General features: G+C 66.4%; 19 protein-coding genes. 8 read left to right on the top strand and 11 right to left on the bottom strand.

The window, feature by feature from the left end; translation table 11 throughout:
• The first annotated feature begins 248 nt into the window (after nucleotides 1–248).
• Together T8S45_RS08100 and T8S45_RS08095 are read left to right on the top strand one after the other, a co-directional pair.
• Nucleotides 249–458, top strand: coding sequence for a helix-turn-helix transcriptional regulator (locus T8S45_RS08100; protein WP_322293370.1), 210 nt, complete (start codon nucleotides 249–251; stop codon nucleotides 456–458).
• Nucleotides 451–1,110, top strand: a complete 660-nt coding sequence (locus tag T8S45_RS08095; RefSeq protein ID WP_322293369.1) for a hypothetical protein — start codon at nucleotides 451–453, stop codon at nucleotides 1,108–1,110. The genes T8S45_RS08100 and T8S45_RS08095 overlap by 8 nt, the downstream gene beginning before the upstream one ends.
• A gap of 21 nt (nucleotides 1,111–1,131) precedes the next feature.
• Here T8S45_RS08095 and T8S45_RS08090 read toward each other — a convergent pair whose 3' ends face one another.
• The 6 genes from T8S45_RS08090 to T8S45_RS08065 all read right to left on the bottom strand — a co-directional run bounded on the left by T8S45_RS08090 (nucleotide 1,132) and on the right by T8S45_RS08065 (nucleotide 7,222).
• Nucleotides 1,132–2,400 (bottom strand): cation:proton antiporter, encoded by a 1,269-nt coding sequence (locus tag T8S45_RS08090; RefSeq protein WP_322293368.1) that lies wholly within the window; start codon nucleotides 2,398–2,400, stop codon nucleotides 1,132–1,134.
• A 131-nt stretch (nucleotides 2,401–2,531) separates the two neighbouring features.
• The gene (gene glnA, locus T8S45_RS08085) at nucleotides 2,532–3,941 is read right to left on the bottom strand and encodes a type I glutamate--ammonia ligase (RefSeq protein WP_188642397.1); all 1,410 of its coding nucleotides are present in this window, start codon (nucleotides 3,939–3,941) and stop codon (nucleotides 2,532–2,534) included.
• Nucleotides 3,942–4,001: 60 nt separating this feature from the next.
• On the bottom strand, nucleotides 4,002–4,340 hold the full coding sequence (locus tag T8S45_RS08080) for a P-II family nitrogen regulator (protein ID WP_188642396.1): 339 nt from the start codon (nucleotides 4,338–4,340) through the stop codon (nucleotides 4,002–4,004).
• Between the two features lie 156 nt (nucleotides 4,341–4,496).
• Nucleotides 4,497–5,420 (bottom strand): N-acetyl-gamma-glutamyl-phosphate reductase, encoded by a 924-nt coding sequence (argC, locus tag T8S45_RS08075; RefSeq protein ID WP_322293367.1) that lies wholly within the window; start codon nucleotides 5,418–5,420, stop codon nucleotides 4,497–4,499.
• 10 nt (nucleotides 5,421–5,430) lie between these two features.
• A complete protein-coding gene (locus T8S45_RS08070; RefSeq protein WP_188642394.1) occupies nucleotides 5,431–5,778 on the bottom strand; it encodes an SH3 domain-containing protein in 348 nt (115 codons plus the stop codon).
• Between the two features lie 55 nt (nucleotides 5,779–5,833).
• On the bottom strand, nucleotides 5,834–7,222 hold the full coding sequence (locus T8S45_RS08065) for a leucyl aminopeptidase family protein (protein WP_188642393.1): 1,389 nt from the start codon (nucleotides 7,220–7,222) through the stop codon (nucleotides 5,834–5,836).
• Nucleotides 7,223–7,295: 73 nt separating this feature from the next.
• Here T8S45_RS08065 and T8S45_RS08060 point away from each other — a divergent pair, with 73 nt between their 5' ends.
• Together T8S45_RS08060 and map are read left to right on the top strand one after the other, a co-directional pair.
• Complete coding sequence (locus T8S45_RS08060) at nucleotides 7,296–8,138, top strand: DUF3298 and DUF4163 domain-containing protein (RefSeq protein ID WP_322293366.1); 843 nt, start codon at nucleotides 7,296–7,298, stop codon at nucleotides 8,136–8,138.
• A gap of 45 nt (nucleotides 8,139–8,183) precedes the next feature.
• Nucleotides 8,184–9,011 (top strand): type I methionyl aminopeptidase, encoded by an 828-nt coding sequence (gene map, locus T8S45_RS08055; protein WP_322293365.1) that lies wholly within the window; start codon nucleotides 8,184–8,186, stop codon nucleotides 9,009–9,011.
• Nucleotides 9,012–9,105: 94 nt separating this feature from the next.
• On the opposite strand, the gene T8S45_RS08050 is transcribed toward map, so the two are convergent.
• Together T8S45_RS08050 and ccmA are read right to left on the bottom strand one after the other, a co-directional pair.
• Nucleotides 9,106–9,762: a heme exporter protein CcmB gene (locus T8S45_RS08050; protein WP_322293364.1), complete on the bottom strand. Its 657-nt coding sequence runs from the start codon at nucleotides 9,760–9,762 to the stop codon at nucleotides 9,106–9,108.
• Nucleotides 9,759–10,334, bottom strand: coding sequence for a heme ABC exporter ATP-binding protein CcmA (gene ccmA / locus T8S45_RS08045; RefSeq protein WP_322293363.1), 576 nt, complete (start codon nucleotides 10,332–10,334; stop codon nucleotides 9,759–9,761). The genes T8S45_RS08050 and ccmA overlap by 4 nt, the downstream gene beginning before the upstream one ends.
• Nucleotides 10,335–10,387: 53 nt before the next feature.
• Between ccmA and T8S45_RS08040 the strand changes: the two genes are divergently transcribed.
• On the top strand, nucleotides 10,388–10,678 hold the full coding sequence (locus tag T8S45_RS08040) for a 4a-hydroxytetrahydrobiopterin dehydratase (RefSeq protein WP_188642388.1): 291 nt from the start codon (nucleotides 10,388–10,390) through the stop codon (nucleotides 10,676–10,678).
• A 6-nt stretch (nucleotides 10,679–10,684) separates the two neighbouring features.
• On the opposite strand, the gene T8S45_RS08035 is transcribed toward T8S45_RS08040, so the two are convergent.
• The 3 genes from T8S45_RS08035 to T8S45_RS08025 all read right to left on the bottom strand — a co-directional run bounded on the left by T8S45_RS08035 (nucleotide 10,685) and on the right by T8S45_RS08025 (nucleotide 14,342).
• Complete coding sequence (locus T8S45_RS08035; RefSeq protein ID WP_322293362.1) at nucleotides 10,685–11,491, bottom strand: SDR family oxidoreductase; 807 nt, start codon at nucleotides 11,489–11,491, stop codon at nucleotides 10,685–10,687.
• Between the two features lie 94 nt (nucleotides 11,492–11,585).
• Complete coding sequence (locus T8S45_RS08030; RefSeq protein ID WP_322293361.1) at nucleotides 11,586–13,646, bottom strand: S9 family peptidase; 2,061 nt, start codon at nucleotides 13,644–13,646, stop codon at nucleotides 11,586–11,588.
• A gap of 78 nt (nucleotides 13,647–13,724) precedes the next feature.
• Complete coding sequence (locus T8S45_RS08025) at nucleotides 13,725–14,342, bottom strand: DNA-3-methyladenine glycosylase family protein (protein WP_322293360.1); 618 nt, start codon at nucleotides 14,340–14,342, stop codon at nucleotides 13,725–13,727.
• 75 nt (nucleotides 14,343–14,417) lie between these two features.
• Here T8S45_RS08025 and T8S45_RS08020 point away from each other — a divergent pair, with 75 nt between their 5' ends.
• The 3 genes from T8S45_RS08020 to T8S45_RS08010 all read left to right on the top strand — a co-directional run bounded on the left by T8S45_RS08020 (nucleotide 14,418) and on the right by T8S45_RS08010 (nucleotide 15,881).
• Nucleotides 14,418–14,735: a 2Fe-2S iron-sulfur cluster-binding protein gene (locus T8S45_RS08020; protein ID WP_188642385.1), complete on the top strand. Its 318-nt coding sequence runs from the start codon at nucleotides 14,418–14,420 to the stop codon at nucleotides 14,733–14,735.
• 68 nt (nucleotides 14,736–14,803) lie between these two features.
• Complete coding sequence (locus tag T8S45_RS08015) at nucleotides 14,804–15,136, top strand: hypothetical protein (RefSeq protein ID WP_322293359.1); 333 nt, start codon at nucleotides 14,804–14,806, stop codon at nucleotides 15,134–15,136.
• Nucleotides 15,108–15,881 (top strand): Gldg family protein, encoded by a 774-nt coding sequence (locus T8S45_RS08010; RefSeq protein WP_322293358.1) that lies wholly within the window; start codon nucleotides 15,108–15,110, stop codon nucleotides 15,879–15,881. The genes T8S45_RS08015 and T8S45_RS08010 overlap by 29 nt, the downstream gene beginning before the upstream one ends.
• Nucleotides 15,882–16,030: the final 149 nt, after the last annotated feature.

The following is a 16,030-nucleotide window of genomic DNA, read 5'->3' as shown; positions in this document are numbered from 1 at the left end:
CCACCGGGTGCCGCGAGGGGGCATGGACCGGGTGTTACACTGTTCTGGAGAAAAATAATCCGCCCCGCGCGCACGCCGCCAAGGCTCCGCATTCACTAGGAATATCGACGGCACGAACATCACACCGGTCAGTGTGCCCGAAACCGCGCATGTAGGAAAATGCGGCGGGTGCGGGGGGTGTAAAGACCTCTTGACTGTCAAATGTTCTTTACAGTAAAGAGCTCTTTACAGGCAAGGGAGGCGATTCGGTGCACAACCGCGTGAAGCATTTCCGCGAGGAGGCGGGCTGGAGCCAGGGCGAACTGGCCCGGCGGCTCGGCGTGTCGCGGCAGACGATCAACGCGGTCGAGACCGACAAGTACGATCCCTCACTGCCATTGGCGCTGCGGATGGCGAAATTGTTCGCCGTGCCGGTGCCCGAACTTTTCCTCGACGAATGGGAGCCCGAACATGACTGACACGACCACCGAAGCGGCGGAAAAGTCGCGCAAGCTGAAGAAGACCCTTTTCGCCCTCGGATTGGGCGGGGTGGCCGGTTTCCTCGGGGCGTTCGGCTTCATGCAGCTGGCCGACACCGGCACGCTCGGTGATCTGGGCGCTTCGCGCGAGATCGCCGCCTTGGTGGGGGTGACCTATCTCGTCACCGCGATCGCGGTGCTCGCCGGCGTGGTGGCCCCCAAGGCGGGTGCGTCCTTCCTCAATGTCGAGGATGCCGAGGAACTGCGCGAGCAGAAATACCAGCTGTCGATGAGCGGGCTGGGCATGGTCACGGCGGGTGCGGCGCTGCTGGTCGCGGCGCTGGCGGCGCCGACAGGGCCGATCGCGCCAGCGTCGGCGTTGCTGGCGATCGTCGGCCTGATGATCGTCGCAATCTATGCCTCGATCGCTTCGCACAAGCGGCAGGACGAACTGATGCGCGCGATCGGTCGCGAAACCGGGGCGACCGCGTTCTACCTCCTCTTCTTCGTCGGCGGCGGCTGGGCGATCGCCGCGCATCTCGACTACACGGCCGGGCCCGCGCCGCTCGACTGGCTGACGATGTTCTGGGGCCTGACCCTGCTCGCGGCCTTCGTCGTCGTTGCCAAACGCGGTATGCTGACGATGCGCTGAACCTTCGGCGGATCGCCCGGCTCAGGATTTCTCGGGCGCGATTTCCGAATTCTCGTCATGGGTGGCGGCCCAGACGACGCTGCCCGCGCTGAACCCGTGGACGAGGGTCGAGACGAGGATGGTGAACACCACCGTCGCCCACAGCGCGCCTTCGTCGACCAGGTCGAGCTGCGCCCCGGCATAGGCCATGTAATAGATCGAGCCGATCCCGCGCACGCCGTAGAAGGCGACCACGCCACGCTGCTTGAGCGACAGCCTCGTGCCGGCCAGCGCCACCATTCCCGTTGCGGGGCGAATGAGGAAGATCAGCGCGAGGCCGAGCAGCGCGTGCGACCAGTCGAGATAGGGGAGCAGCGCGGGGATCGCTCCGCCGAGCAGGACCAGCAGGATCGCGGTGACGGCGTGCTCGAGCGCTTCGGAAAAACTGTGCAGCCGCCCGTGATATTCATGGTCGGCCTCGGCGCGGCGCAACACCAGCCCCATGACGAATGCAGCGATGAAGCCGTAGCCCTCGATCAGTTCGGTCGCGCCGTAGGTCACCAGCACCCCGGCAAGCGAGATCACACCGCTGCCGGTCATCGCCAGCGGGTTGGCGCGGGGCAGGACGAACAGCACCTTGCCCAGGATCCAGCCCGCCGCGATCCCGGCGAGGACCCCGACCGCGATCTTGTAGACGACATAGAGCGCGAACCATTCGCCCAGCCAGTCGGCCACCCCGCCCTGCGCCGCGACGATGAAGATCGCGAGATAGACGAAGGGGAAGGCGAGGCCATCGTTGAGGCCCGCTTCGGTGGTCAGCGCCAGCCGCACCGGATGTTCGCCGCCTTCGAGCGGCGGGCCGACCTGGACGTCGGCAGCGAGCACGGGATCGGTCGGCGCGAGCACCGCGGCGAGCAGCACCGCACCGGCGATCGTCAGCCCCGCCACCGAGCCGATCAGTACCACGCCGAGCATCGAAAGCGGCATCGCGATGGCAAGCAGCCGCGCGGTCGGCCCCCACAACCCCTTGCCGGTCACCCGGTCGATGCGGATACCCGTCCCGAACAGCGCGATGATGACGGCGAATTCGCTGGCGATCTCCCAGAACTTCGGGCGATCGATCGGGCTGAAGGCCTCGGGAACGCCGGGCAGCAGGCCGAAGACCAGCAGCCCGCCGATGATAAGCAGGCCCGACGCGGCCGGTTCGCGCCCGGAGAAATATCGCGGCAACCAATAGGCCACCACGATCGCGAAACCACACCCGACCAGCAGGATGTGGTACGCCGAAATACCGAAAAACGGACCGTCCATGCCGCCTCAACGCGTCGTTGCGCCTTCGGTGCCGGAGCATGCGAAAAAGGGCGGCGGATCGCTCCGCCGCCCTTCGCTCGGTAGACGCAGCGCTTAGCGGCGCCGCGTAACCAAAATGTTACGTCGCGCGATCAGGCGCTGTAATACATGTCGAATTCGACCGGAGCCGGGGTGGTTTCGAGGCGTAGGACCTCGTCCCATTTGAGCTCGATATATGCGTCGAGCTGTTCTTCGGTGAACACGCCGCCCTCGGTCAGGAAGTCGTTGTCGGCCTCGAGCGCCTCGAGCGCCTCGCGCAATGATCCGCAGACGGTCGGCACGTCGGCCAGTTCGGCTGGCGGCAGGTCGTAGAGGTTCTTGTCCATCGCCTCGCCCGGATGGATCTTGTTCCGGATCCCGTCGAGGCCCGCCATCAGCAGCGCCGAATAGGCGAGGTAGGGGTTGGCCATCGCATCGGGGAAGCGGAATTCGACGCGCTTGGCCTTCTCGCCCGCGCCGTAGGGGATGCGGCAAGAAGCCGAGCGGTTGCGCGCGGAGTAAGCCAGGAGCACCGGCGCCTCGAAGCCCGGCACCAGCCGCTTGTAGCTGTTGGTGGTCGGGTTGGTGAAGGCGTTCAGCGCCTTGGCGTGCTTGATGACGCCGCCGATGAAGAACAGGCAGGTTTCGCTGAGGCCGGCATATTCGTTGCCCGCGAACAGCGGCTTGCCGTCCTTCCAGATCGACATGTGGGTGTGCATGCCCGAACCGTTATCGTCCTTGATCGGCTTGGGCATGAAGGTCGCGGTCTTGCCGTAGGCATGCGCGACCTGGTGCACGACATACTTGTAGATCTGCATCTGGTCGGCGCAGGTGGTCAGCTCGGAGAAGGTCAGGCCGAGCTCGTGCTGCGCGGCGGCGACTTCGTGGTGATGCTTGTCGCAATCGAGGCCCATCTCGATCATCGTCGAGACCATCTCGGCGCGGATGTCGCCCGCGCTGTCGACCGGCGCGACGGGGAAATAGCCGCCCTTGGCGCGCGGACGGTGGGCCATGTTGCCCATCTCGTATTCCTTGCCGCTATTGGTCGGCAGCTCGATATCGTCGATCGCGTAGCCCGAACCGGCATAGCCGTCTTCGAAGCGGACGTCGTCGAACATGAAGAATTCGGCTTCGGGGCCGACATAGATCGTGTCGCCGATCCCGGTCGACTTGAGATAGGCCTCGGCGCGCTTGGCGGTCGAGCGCGGGTCGCGGCCGTAGAGTTCGCCGGTCGAGGGTTCGACGATGTCGCAGAATGCGATCAGCATCGGGGTGGCGCTGAACGGATCGACATAGATGCTGTCGAGATCGGGGCGCAGGATCATGTCGCTTTCGTTGATGGCCTTCCAGCCGGCGATCGACGAGCCGTCGAACATCAGCCCGTCCTCGAGCATGTCCTCGTCGAGCGCGGAGGCCACCATCGAGAGGTGCTGCCACTTGCCCTTGGGGTCGGTGAAACGAAGATCGACCCATTCGATCTCTTCGTCCTTGATCTGTTTCAGAATGTCTTTGGCGCTTGCCATGGGAGGGCCCTTCCGTGGGGTATGAGGGTGTGTGGAGAGTGTGCGGTTAGTCTATCAACGTCAGATCGCGTCGTCGTTCCGTTCACCGGTGCGAATTCGCAACGCGCTTTCGATCGCGGTGACGAAAATCTTGCCGTCGCCGATGCGGCCGGTCTGCGCGGCGTTGGCGATCGCCTCGACCGTGCGCTCGGCGAGGTCGTCGCCGACCACCACTTCGAGTTTTACCTTGGGCAGGAAATCGACGACGTATTCGGCGCCGCGATAGAGCTCGGTATGGCCCTTTTGCCTGCCGAAGCCTTTCGCCTCGGTCACGGTGATTCCGGAAACGCCGACCTCGTGAAGCGCTTCCTTCACCTCGTCGAGCTTGAACGGTTTGATGATCGCCTCGATCTTTTTCACCGCGCGGATAGCCCCCTGTGTTCGCGTTCCGGCGGCAGGACTGCGCGACGGAATCGTTCAATCATGGCGCGTGACGCTAGAGGATGATTGCGCGAGGGGAAAGACCGTCATTGTGCACTGCGGTATCTTATGCACGGTTCGTGGAAAGCGATCCGGTCAGAGCGCGAGACCGCGCGTTTCGGGCAGGCCCGCCATCAGGTTGAGGTTCTGCAGCGCCGCGCCGCTCGCCCCCTTGCCGAGATTGTCGAGCGTCGCGACCAGCTTGGCGCGGCGGCCGTCCTCCGACGCGAGCAGGCGGAGCACCAATCCGTCCCAAGCACCGCTTTCGCGATCGAGCACCAGCTCCTCGGGCAGGTTGTCGAGGAAGTGCACGACCTTGCTGTCGCGATAGGTCGCCGCGAGATGCGCGCGCAACTCGGGCACCGGCGCCGCGCCCGCGATCGCATCGAGCGGCAGCGGGACCTCGACCACCATCCCGCGAAACGCCGGGGCGACCGCGGGCGAGAAGATCGGCGCGTGGGCAAGCCCGCCATGGACCTGCATTTCGTCGAGGTGCTTGTGCTCGAGCGACAGCGCATAGCCGCGCCAGGCGAGGCCGGGCTCGTTGTCGATACGCTCGATCAGCGCCTTGCCGCCGCCCGAATATCCCGAAACCGCGTGGACGCTGTAAGGCCAGTCGGCGGGCAGCAGCCCGGCGGCGACCAGTGGGGCGAGCCCGGCGAGGAAGCCGGTCGGGTAGCAGCCCGGATTGGAAACCCGTGCACTTTGCGCGATCGCGTCGCGAAAGCCGATCTCGGGAAAGCCGTAGGTCCAACCCGGCGCCGTGCGATGGGCGGAGGACGCATCGACGATCCGCACTCGCGCGGCATCGTCGACCAGCTCGATCGCGTCGCGCGCGGCGACATCGGGCAGGCAGAGCACGGCGAAGTCGCTGTCGTTGAGCGCCTCGCGCCGCGCTTCGCGATCCTTGCGCTGCGCCTCGTCGAGGACGACCGGGGTGAAATCGGGATGCTTGCCGAGCCGTTCGACGATCTCGAGCCCGGTGGTACCAGATGCCCCGTCGACGAATACCTCGATCATGCGCGCGGCCTCACAGCGGCTCGCCGAGATCGGCGATCTTCACCCAGCCGACCTTGCCGCCGAGCCCGTCCTCGCTGTCGCTGTGCTCGATGCCCCACGCCCACTCGCCCGAAATGTCGAGCACGTCGAAGATCGAACCTTCGGCGAGATCGCCGTGCTTGTCCTCGGGCTTCTGCGCGCCGATCCACATCGGCGTGTCGCAGGTCACAAGGCGCGCTTGCGGCACCGCGTAATGGGGCACGAGGAAGCGTCCGGCGAGCGCGATATGCGCGAGGTCGCCGCGGATCGGCGCGCGCGTCGGGTCCGGCCAGGAAACCGGTCCGGTCAGTCCGAAATTGCCGGTGATCGTTTCGTTCAAGATATTCGCCCCAAAGTTCGGTTGCCCCTAATTCGCGCCCGGGTGGCTGGCAAGCTCAGCCATAGCGCTGCTTCAACATGCGGTAGGCCGCGCGCAGGCCCAGCGCCGCGCCGCCCTTCGGCCGGCCGGGCTTGGCCGCGGGACGCCAGGCGAAGGTATCGAAATGCGCCCAGTCGATCCCGTCGCCCACGAACTTGTCGAGGAACAGGCCCGCGACACTCGCCCCGGCGAAGGCATTGCCGTGGGCATTGGTCATGTCGGCGATGTCGCTGTTGAGCCATTCGCGGTAGCTGTCGGTGAGCGGCAGGCGCCACGGTTCGTCGTCATGCGCGCGGCCTGCCTCGATCAGTTCCTGAGCGGTCTCGTCGCGGCGGGCGAACAGCGCCGGCAGGTCGGGCCCGACCGCGACCCGCGCCGCGCCGGTCAGCGTGGCGAAGTCGAGGATGAATGCGGGTTTTTTCTCGCTCGCGCGGGCGAGGGCGTCGCCGAGGATCAGGCGGCCTTCGGCATCGGTATTGGTGATCTCGACGGTGATCCCCTTGCGGCTCTTGAGCACGTCGCCGGGACGGAAACTGTTGGACGAAATCGCGTTCTCGACCGCCGGCACCAGCAGGTGGAGCCGCACCGGAAGCCTGTTCTCCATGATCAGGCGCGCGAGCGCCAGCGCATGGGCCGAACCGCCCATGTCCTTCTTCATCAGCTTCATGCCGGCCGCGCTCTTGACGTCGAGCCCGCCCGAATCGAAGGCCACGCCCTTGCCGACGACGGCGATGCGCGGATGGCTTTCGTCGCCCCATTCGAGTTCAATCAGGCGCGGCGCGTGGCTGCGCGCTGCGGCGCGGCCGACGGCATGGACCATCGGGTAATCGCGCTCGAGCGCGTCGCCCTTGACCACCGAGATCGATGCGCCGTGCGTGTGGGCGAGGTCGCGCGCGACCTCCTCGAGCTGCTCGGGGCCCATGTCCTCGGCCGGGGTGTTGACGAGATCGGCGACGAGGTTCGCCGCTTCGGCTTCCGACACCAGCTCGTCGATTCGTGCCGCGTCCTTGGTCAGCAGCACGCGCGCGCCGCGTTCGTCCGGCTCGGCCTTGTAACGTTCGAACTTGTGCTGGGCGGTGAGCCAGCCATAGGCGGCGGGACCGGGCGAACCCTCGGTGCGGCGATAGGTCCCTTCGGGTAGCTTTTCCGCCAGCGCCGCCATGCACCAGCTCGACAGCTCGTCGGGATTGGCGACGCCGCCGACCGCGAACCAGCCGCTGCCTTCCTTGGCCGGGACGATGCCGACTTCGTAGCCCTTGCCCTCGAAGCGCTGGGCCTTGAGTGCGGCGCGCTGCGGTTCTGACAGCGATTTGGCCCAGTCGCCGAAACCGTCGGCATTGACGAGGTGGATCGGGATCGCGTCCTGGCCGCGATCGGGCTGGATAAGTTGGGTGTTTTCGCTCATTGTGTCGTCCTGACCGCTCTGCGGCGGTTTCTGCAAGGAGATGGGTCGAGAAATGCGCAGATTCGCGCCTGCCATGATTACGCTTGCCCTAGTCGCCTGTTCCGCAGGCTGCTCGGGCGGCGACGGGCGCGACGGCGATGTCGAAAGCGATCCCGAAGCCCGCGCCAAGGCGACCGCGGCGGGTGGCGACGGGGTCGCGGCGGCGCAGGATTCGGGGAGCGCGGGTGCGCGGCAGGTCTCGCTTTCGACCGAACTCTATTCGTTTTCCTACTCCTATCCGGGCGAGGCCGGTTCGCGGCAGGGCCTGCGGATGGTACTCGACCGCCGGCTCGAGGAAGCGCGCACCGCGCTGATCCAGCAGGCGCGGGAATCGAAGAAGGATTCCGAAGCCGAAAACTACGAATTCCGTCCGCACACGCTGGCGACCGAATGGAAGGTCGCGGCGAGGCCGCCGGGCTGGCTGAGTCTCGTCGCGGAGACCGATTCCTACTTCGGCGGCGCGCACGGCATGTACACCTTCGATTCGCTCGTATGGAACGATCGCGAACGCAAAGGCGTGAAGCCGGTCGACCTGTTCGCCACTCCCGAGGCGCTGTTGGAAGCGATCCGCCAGCGCTTTTGCGCGCGGCTCGACGAACAGCGCGCCGAGCGCCGCGGGCAGCCGGTGGCGAAGGACAGCGACGATCCGTTCGATGCCTGTATCGACCCGATCGAGGATGCGGTGCTCGTCCTGCGCTCGCAATCGGGCGACGCGTTCGACACGATCGGCATCCTCGTTCCGCCCTATGCCGCAGGGCCCTATGCCGAAGGGGCCTACGAGGTCGAGATTCCGGTGACGCGCCGCGTGATCGCCGCACTCAAGCCGGGCTATCGGGGCGCCTTCGCGCTGCCGGGCGAGACCGGCGCGCGCGACTGAGCGGCTCGCTGGCACTTTGCGGCACGTGCGCCTATATCGCGCAGCATGACACGATACGAAAAGATCACGGGCCACGAGCCGCTCATCCGCGATGGCACGATCAAGCTGCACGGCCCCGCCGGTTTCGACGGGATGCGCAAGGCCGGGCGGCTGGCCGCCAAGATCCTCGATGCGATGTACGACCATGTCCGCCCCGGCGTGACCACCGGCGAGCTCGACGACATCATCCGCGAGATGATGCTCGATGGCGGCGCGGTGCCCGCGACGCTCGGCTATCGCGGCTATACCCACAGTTCGTGCATCTCGCTCAATCACGTCATTTGTCACGGCATCCCGGGCGACAAGGCGCTCAAGGAAGGCGATATCCTCAATATCGACGTGACACCGCAGCTGGATGGCTGGCACGGCGATACGAGCCGCATGTATTTCGTCGGAGAGGTGCCGCTCAAGGCGCGGCGACTGGTCGAGACGACCTATGAATGCCTGATGCTCGGGATCGAGGCGGTGAAGCCCGGCGCCCGGCTCGGCGATATCGGTGCGGCGATCCAGAAACACGCCGAAGGGCGCCGCTACGGCGTGGTCCGCGAATTCTGCGGCCACGGCCTCGGGCGCCTGTTCCACGACGCGCCCGAAGTGATCCACGCCGCGCGCGCGGGCACCGGGCCGGAGCTCAAGCCGGGCATGTTCTTCACGATCGAACCGATGATCAATGCCGGGAAGCCGGCGGGCAAGATCCTCGAGGACGGCTGGACCGCCGTGACGCGCGACCGCCAGCTATCGGCCCAGTTCGAACATTCGATCGGGATCACCGAGACGGGCGTCGAGATTTTCACCGAAAGCCCGACCGGGCGGCATCATCCGGGGTGTGTTTAACCCCCACGTCATCCCCGCGCAGGCGGGGATCCAGAGCGATGAAGCGCTGAGCTATCCCGGATTCCCGCCTGCGCGGGAATGACGGGCTTCGCGATTATTCTCTGGCCGCGCGGATCGCCGCACCCGCCGCGAAGGGGGCGAGCGCCAGCAGCACCAGGCTCGCTGCGCCGGTCAGCGCGAGCGCGCCATCTCCGTTTCCATCGAGGCTACCCGCCCCGAAGATCAGCGGGGGCACCGCCAGCGGGATCGCAAGCAGGCCGCCGAGCGCCGCGCCCGAACGCAGTGCCGCGGTCAGCCCCGCCACCATCACGCCCAGCGCCGCCAGTCCGGGCGTACCGACCAGCAGGCCGAGTTCGAGGTTGAGCAGCGTCTGCGCCTCGATCCCCATCAGCGCCGCGCCGGGAAGCGCCGCCACCATCAGCGGCGGGCCGAAGCTCAGCCAATGGGCGAGGATCCGCGCGGCAAGGCTCGCCTCCTCGGCCACGCCGCGCAGCGCGAGCTGGTCGAACAGGCCGAGTTCGAGGTCGGGGCGCACCAGCCGCTCGATCGGGAGCAGCGCCGCCAGCAGCGCCGCGATCCACAGCACCCCGCCGCCAGTATCGGCGAGCAGCCGCGCGTCGCTGCCGACCGCGAAGGGATAGAGCGTCGCCACTGCGAGGAAAAACAGGACGGGCAGCGCCGCACCGCCGCGCGCTCCCGAGCCGAACATTGCCGCCAGATCGCGGCGGAGCAGGGCGGCGAAGGGACTCATGCGCCGAGCTCCATCCGGGTCACCCCGTCGATCCCGATCGGCTGGTGCGACGCGACCACGCAGAGCCCGCCGCCACCGCAATGGAGCGCGATCAGCGCCTCGATCTTCGCCGCGCCATCGCTGTCGAGCCCGTTCAACGGTTCGTCCAGCAGCCAGATCGGGCAGTGGCGGTTGAGCAGGCGGACGAAGGCCGCGCGCTTGCGCTGACCGGTCGAAAGATAGCGTACCGGCACGTCGAGCAGGTGATCGATCCCCATCAATTGAGGATTGATCGCGGGCGCGGTGCAGCCGTCGACCCGTTCCCAGAAGCGCAGTGCCGTGCCCAGCGGCAGGTCGGAATCGAGCGCGCTGTGCTCGTCGATCCAGCCGACCGTGCCCTCGCGCTCGACGCTGCCTGCGAAGGGGCGCATCAATCCGGCAAGCAAGCGCAACAAGCTCGTCTTGCCCACGCCGTTGGGCCCGGCGAGGTGCAGCGCGTCACCCGGCCTGAGGTCGAGCTCGAGCCCGGCGAACAGCACCCGGTCGCCCCGGCGGCACGCGAGATCGCTGGCAATGAGGCGCGGCGCTTGCATCGCTCGGTCGCTTAGGCGAGGGGGGCGGCAGCGACAAGCACAGGAGAGCGACCATGTCCGTCCCCCAACTCACCGACGCCGAACGCGATGCCGCGCTCGCCGAGCTCGAAGGCTGGACCCTGCGCGGCGACGGAAAGGCGATCGAGTGCACCTTCGAGTTCGACGACTTCGTGCAGGCCTTCGGCTTCATGACCAGGGTGGCGATCCTCGCGCAGTCGCAGGACCATCATCCCGAGTGGTTCAACGTCTACAACCGCGTCGAGATCACGCTGACCACCCACGACGCCGGCGGGCTCAGCCAGCGGGACGTCACACTCGCCAAGGCGATCGACCACCTGCTCTAGGGACCCCTAGGTCTTCTTCCCCATCACGCCGGCCATCTGCCTCGAGCGCTTGCGCAGGCGGCCGGGCATCCAGCGGGCCGCGAACCGCAATTGCTTGGCGGTCTTGCCGACGACGACGTGGAGCTCGTCGCCATGGGCCGCGTCCCACACGGCCTGTGCGACGTCCTCGACCGGAGTCAGTTCGAGCCCGGCCTGCTTCACCCGTTCGCGCACGCTTTCGTTGCTCGCGCGGTTGGGGGCGTGGTCGAGCAGCGGGGTCTCGATGAAGCTCGGCATGATCGCCGCGACCTTGATCCCGTCGGGCGACCATTCGGCATCGAGGCTTTCGCTCATCCCGCGCACACCGAACTTGGTCGCCGAATAGGCCGCCGCGCCGCCCGTGCCCCAGATTCCCGCCGCGCTGGCGGTGTTGATCAGGGCCGATCCGGGGGCGGTCTGTTTGAGATAGGGATAGGCCGCCATCGCGCCGTGGAACACGCCCTTCAGATTGATGTCGATGCAGCGCTCGACCTCTTCGGTCGAGCATTCGACCAGCGGGCCGCCGAGCGGGATGCCGGCATTGTTGAACAATACGTCGATCCGACCTCCCGCGGCGGCGCTGAAGGCCGACAGCGCGGTGTCCCATTCCTTGCGATCGCGCACGTCGAACTTGTGGGCGTAGGAGTAGCCGCCCGGCAGCATCTCCTCGGTTGCGCGCATGCCGTCCATGTCGACGTCGCCGAGGCCGACGAACCAGCCTTCGCGCCCGAATTTGACCGCGGTCGCGCGCCCGATGCCCGACGCGCCGCCGGTGATGAAGATCGCTTTTTTCATGATTTCCCGTCCCGTCCGAAATGCAAAGAAGCCGCACCCGCCTAATGCGAGCGCGGCTTCGTGTCACGCCTCCAGGGCGCGCTGGTCGGGTGCCTTACTTGATCGCTTCGGAAAGGCCCTGGACGAAGTCCGCACCTTCGACGATCTCGGCGGTCGATGCCTTTACCGTGTCGCGGATCGGCTCGGCCCGGCCGCCAAGGCAGGTGGCGAGGAAATTCTCGGTCACCGCGTTGAAGGCGATGTTGTTGGACGGCTTGGCGAAGCCGTGGCCTTCATCCGGATAGAGCACGTACGTCACCGGGATGCCCTTTTCCTTCATCGCCTCGACGATCTGGTCGCTTTCGGCCTGGTTGACGCGCGGATCGTTCGCGCCCTGGCCGATCAGCAGCGGCTTGGTGATCTGGTCCGCCTTGTAGAGCGGCGAAGCGTCGATCAGCAGCTGCTTGCCTTCGGGCGTATTGGGATTGCCCATCCGCTCGTGGAACTGCGCGACCACCGGGGCCCAGTAGGGCGGGATGGTCGAGAGCAGGGTCTCGAGGTTGGACGGGCCGACGATATCGACACCGCAGGCGAAGGTTTCGGGCGTGTAGGTCAATCCGACCAGCGTGGCGTAACCGCCATAGGACCCGCCCATGATCGCGACCTTGTCCTCGATCGCGATGCCTTCGTCGATCGCCCACTGGGTGGCGTCGATCAGGTCGTCATGCATCGCTTTCGACCATTGCAGGTTCGAGGCGTTGATGAAGTCCTTCCCGAAGCCGGTCGAACCGCGATAGTTGACGCTCATCACCGCATAGCCGCGGTTGGCGAGCCACTGGTGATACGGATTGAACCCATAGCCGTCGCGCGCCCACGGGCCGCCATGCACCAGCAGAACCATCGGCACCGCCTCGTCGGGCTTGCCATCACCATCGGCGTCGCTGCCCGGCGGGAGCGTGAGATAGGACGGCAGCGTCAGCCCGTCGCGCGATTTCAATTCGAGCGTGTGCATCGGCTGGAGCGGCGCGCCTTCGAGTTCGGGGCGGGTGACGTAGAGCTGGGTCAGCGTGTTCGCATCGCGATCGAACAGGAACGACTTGGCCGCGCCGACGACGGGGTCGTTGCCGACGATCCACTTGCTGTCGTCTTCGGTCCGCGAGCTGATCCCGAATTCCCCCGTCAGGTTGGCCTTAAGGAAATCGAGCGACGCGCCGATTTCGGGATCGAGCGCCTTCCATTCGTTCTTAAGGTAATTGACCGAGTAGGCCTCGACCTCGCCGGTTTCCTGGTCGCGGATCGAACCGCCGATATCGGCGCGGTCGTCTTCGGCGATCACGCGCGTCTCGCCGGTCTCGACGTCCATCGCGACCAGAGCGGCGGTGTTCCGTCCGCGGCTGTCGACCCAGTAGAGGGTCTTGCCGTCGGTGGTGAAGCCGGCCGGATTGGTGGTCAGCGAGTCTTCCAGTCCGGTGCGACCGAACGGTTCTTCCTCGACCTCGTTGTCGACCACGCGGAAGAAATCCATCCCGCCATCGGCGTTCGGACGGATCGCCAGCCGGACATCGAGATTGTCGTCGGCGACGAAGCCCGCATAGGCGTTGTTCTCGATCACCATTTCGAGTTCGCCGGTGTTGAGGTCGAGCAGGTGGACGTCGTGGAAGCGCGCGTCGCGGTTGTTGAGGCCGATGAGGATCTTGTCCTTGATCTTGTCCGACCCACCGACGACGGTGACGCGAGTGTCTTCGAAATCGGTCAGCTTGGTCTCGTCGCCGGTGTCGACGTTGATGCCGTAGAGCAGGAAGTTCTCGTCGCCGCCCTTGTCCTGGATGTAGAGCAGGCTCTGGCTGTCGGGGGCCCAGAAATACTGGCGGATCGGGCGATCAGTCGCCTTGGTCATCACGCGCGCGGCGTCGAGATCGTCGGCCGGTGCCAGCCACACGTTGAGTACGCCGTTGGACGGCGCAAGCCAGCTGATCCACTTGCCATCGGGGCTGATCTGGCCGGCGGCCTTGGTCGGATTGCCGAACAGCGCCTCACGCGGGATGAGCGTGGCGGCCTCGGAGGTCTGGGTCATGCTTGGGCTTTCATTGCTGGAAGTGGCGCCCGCAGCACCCGGCAGCGTCAACGCCATGGCGGCAAGCGTGCAGGTGGCGAGCAGTTTGAACTTGGTAGTCATCGTAACATCTCCCCTTGTTAAGCGACTTGGAAAGTAGACTTTACGTCATGACAAGTCCATTTGTCATCGACGAACGGGTCACAGGGCCGGATTGTTGTAGCTGTGCCAGGTCAGGATGGCCACTGCGCCGCGATGCGGGCGCCAATCATCGGCGAGGGCGCGCGTTTCCTTTTCGCTCGGGCGTTCCTCGAGCCGCAGGATCTTGCCGATCCCGGCCTGCACGGCGAGGTCGCCGGCGGGCCAGATATCGCGGCGCCCCTCGGCGAACAGCAGGTAGATTTCAGCCGACCAGCGACCGATGCCCTTGATCCGGGTCAGCTCCTCGATCGCCGCCTCGTCGTCGGCGGGCAGGTTTTCGAGATCGAGCGCGCCGCTTTCGACCAGCTCGCACAGCGATCGCGCATAGCCCTGCTTCTGGCGCGACAGCCCGCAGGCGCGCAGCTCGTCGAAACTGCTGGCGAGGAGCCGGTCGGTCGGCGTGTCCTCGCCAAGATGCGCCTCGAGCTTGTTCCACATCGAGCTGGCGGCAGCGACGCTGACCTGCTGGCCGACGATCGTGCGCAGCAGCGTGCGGTAGCCGGTCGGGCGGATTCGCGCTTCCGGATAGCCGACCTTCTCCAGCGCGGCGGCGATAGCGGGCTCGCGCGCCGCAACCACATCGATATCCTCGACCAGTTGCTCTTTCGTCAGGCCCATGCGCGCTCCTTGCCAAATCGGGAACCACCCCCTAGCAGCCGCCGCGACTGGATTGCCATAGTTCGAGGACACACCATGCCGAAGCTTACCGTCGTCACCCGCGAAGGCGAAGAAAGCACGATCGAGGTCGAAAGCGGCCTGACCGTGATGGAAGCCATTCGCGACAACGGCTTCGACGAATTGCTGGCGCTGTGCGGCGGGTGCTGCTCGTGCGCGACCTGCCATGTGCACGTAGATCCCGAACATTTCGGCAAGCTCGATCCGGTGAGCGAAGATGAAGACGACCTGCTCGAGAGCACCGACCACCGGACCGAGTATTCGCGCCTGTCGTGCCAGATCCCGTTCAGCGAGGCGCTCGACGGGCTCAAGGTTCAGATCGCCCCCGAAGACTGAGCCCCGGATCGGCAAACGTCGCGTAACCGCGGGATTGACCGCGAGTCGAAAGGGCCTAGTCTGCGGCCATGGCCATTGCCGATACTCCTTCGTCCGGCGAACCGCCGCGGACTACCCCCGGGCGCCGTAGCCAAGCGCTTTATCGCCTCCAGGTCGGTGGTATCGGGCTCGGCTTCATCCTGCTCGTCATCGGCATCGCCAATGCGGTGATCGATCGCGCGCAGGAGGTCGAGCAGACCGCCGTGCCCGAAGCCAAGATCGATCCGCCTGCGCCGACCGAGACCCCGGCGTCCGATCCGCTGGCCGAGATCGGTGTGGTTCCGTCGCCCGAACCGGCCACGCCGACCCCCACCACCAGTGCGACCGCCGACAATGTTTCGACCCCGCCGCCGAGCGAGTAGCCTCGCGGCCCTGGCCGCCGGCGCGCTTGCAGCCTGCAATCCGACCGTCGGAAACGAGGCGGCGGAGCCGCCTGCCGACCCGGTCGATATCGCGCTGTTCTCGACCCTGCCGATCGCGCAGCCCGAGGGGGTGGGCATGGCCGACCTGCTGTCGGCCGATGCGCCCTCGCATTGGGCCGTCGGTGTGCTTTCCGAACGCGGCGACTGGCGCGCGGTCGACTGGCTCGGCGAACGCGAGGACGGCTGGGACGCGTTGGCCGAGACCGATTTGCTGATCCTCGCCCAGCCGCGCCCGCTCGCGCCCGAGGAGAACGTCGCGCTCGATGATTTCGTGCGTGGCGGGGGAACCGTGCTGCTGTTCGCCGATCCCGCCCTGACCCAGGAGAGCAGCTATCCGCTCGGCGACCGACGCCGTCCTCCCGCGGGCGTGCTGCTGTCGCCGATCCTGTCGCGCTGGGGGCTCGAACTCGTGCGCGACGAGGCCGACCGCGCGAGCGGCGTGGACTGGAACGGCGTGTCGCTTCCACTGTCGCGCGCCGGGCGCTTCCAGCTCGCCGAGGACGCCGGGGATTTCGCGGGAGACTGCACTGTGGGGGCCGACTCGCGGCTGGCGGACTGCGCGATCGGGAAGGGGCGGGTGTTGGCTTTGGCCGATGCTGCGCTGCTCGAGCCCGACCAAGGCGAAACCGCGGAAATCCGCGCCGCACTGCTCGACAAGCTGATCGAATCCGCGCTTCGACCATAGCCGGGGAATTCGCGGGACCGGCCCTTCGGTGCCGTGATCGGCTTACGTATTTCTCCCGAATTCCAGCACTTTCCGGTAACTTCTTGTTAACGATTGAAAATCGAGACATCGAAATATATCGCATAAAAACAGATACTTACCGAAGTATA

The sequence above is a fragment of the Pseudoblastomonas marina genome, from assembly GCF_034374265.1.
Lineage (GTDB): Bacteria > Pseudomonadota > Alphaproteobacteria > Sphingomonadales > Sphingomonadaceae > Alteriqipengyuania_A > Alteriqipengyuania_A marina.
The sequence above is the reverse complement of the archived record's forward strand: the minus strand, read 5'-3'. Positions and strand labels throughout refer to the sequence as shown.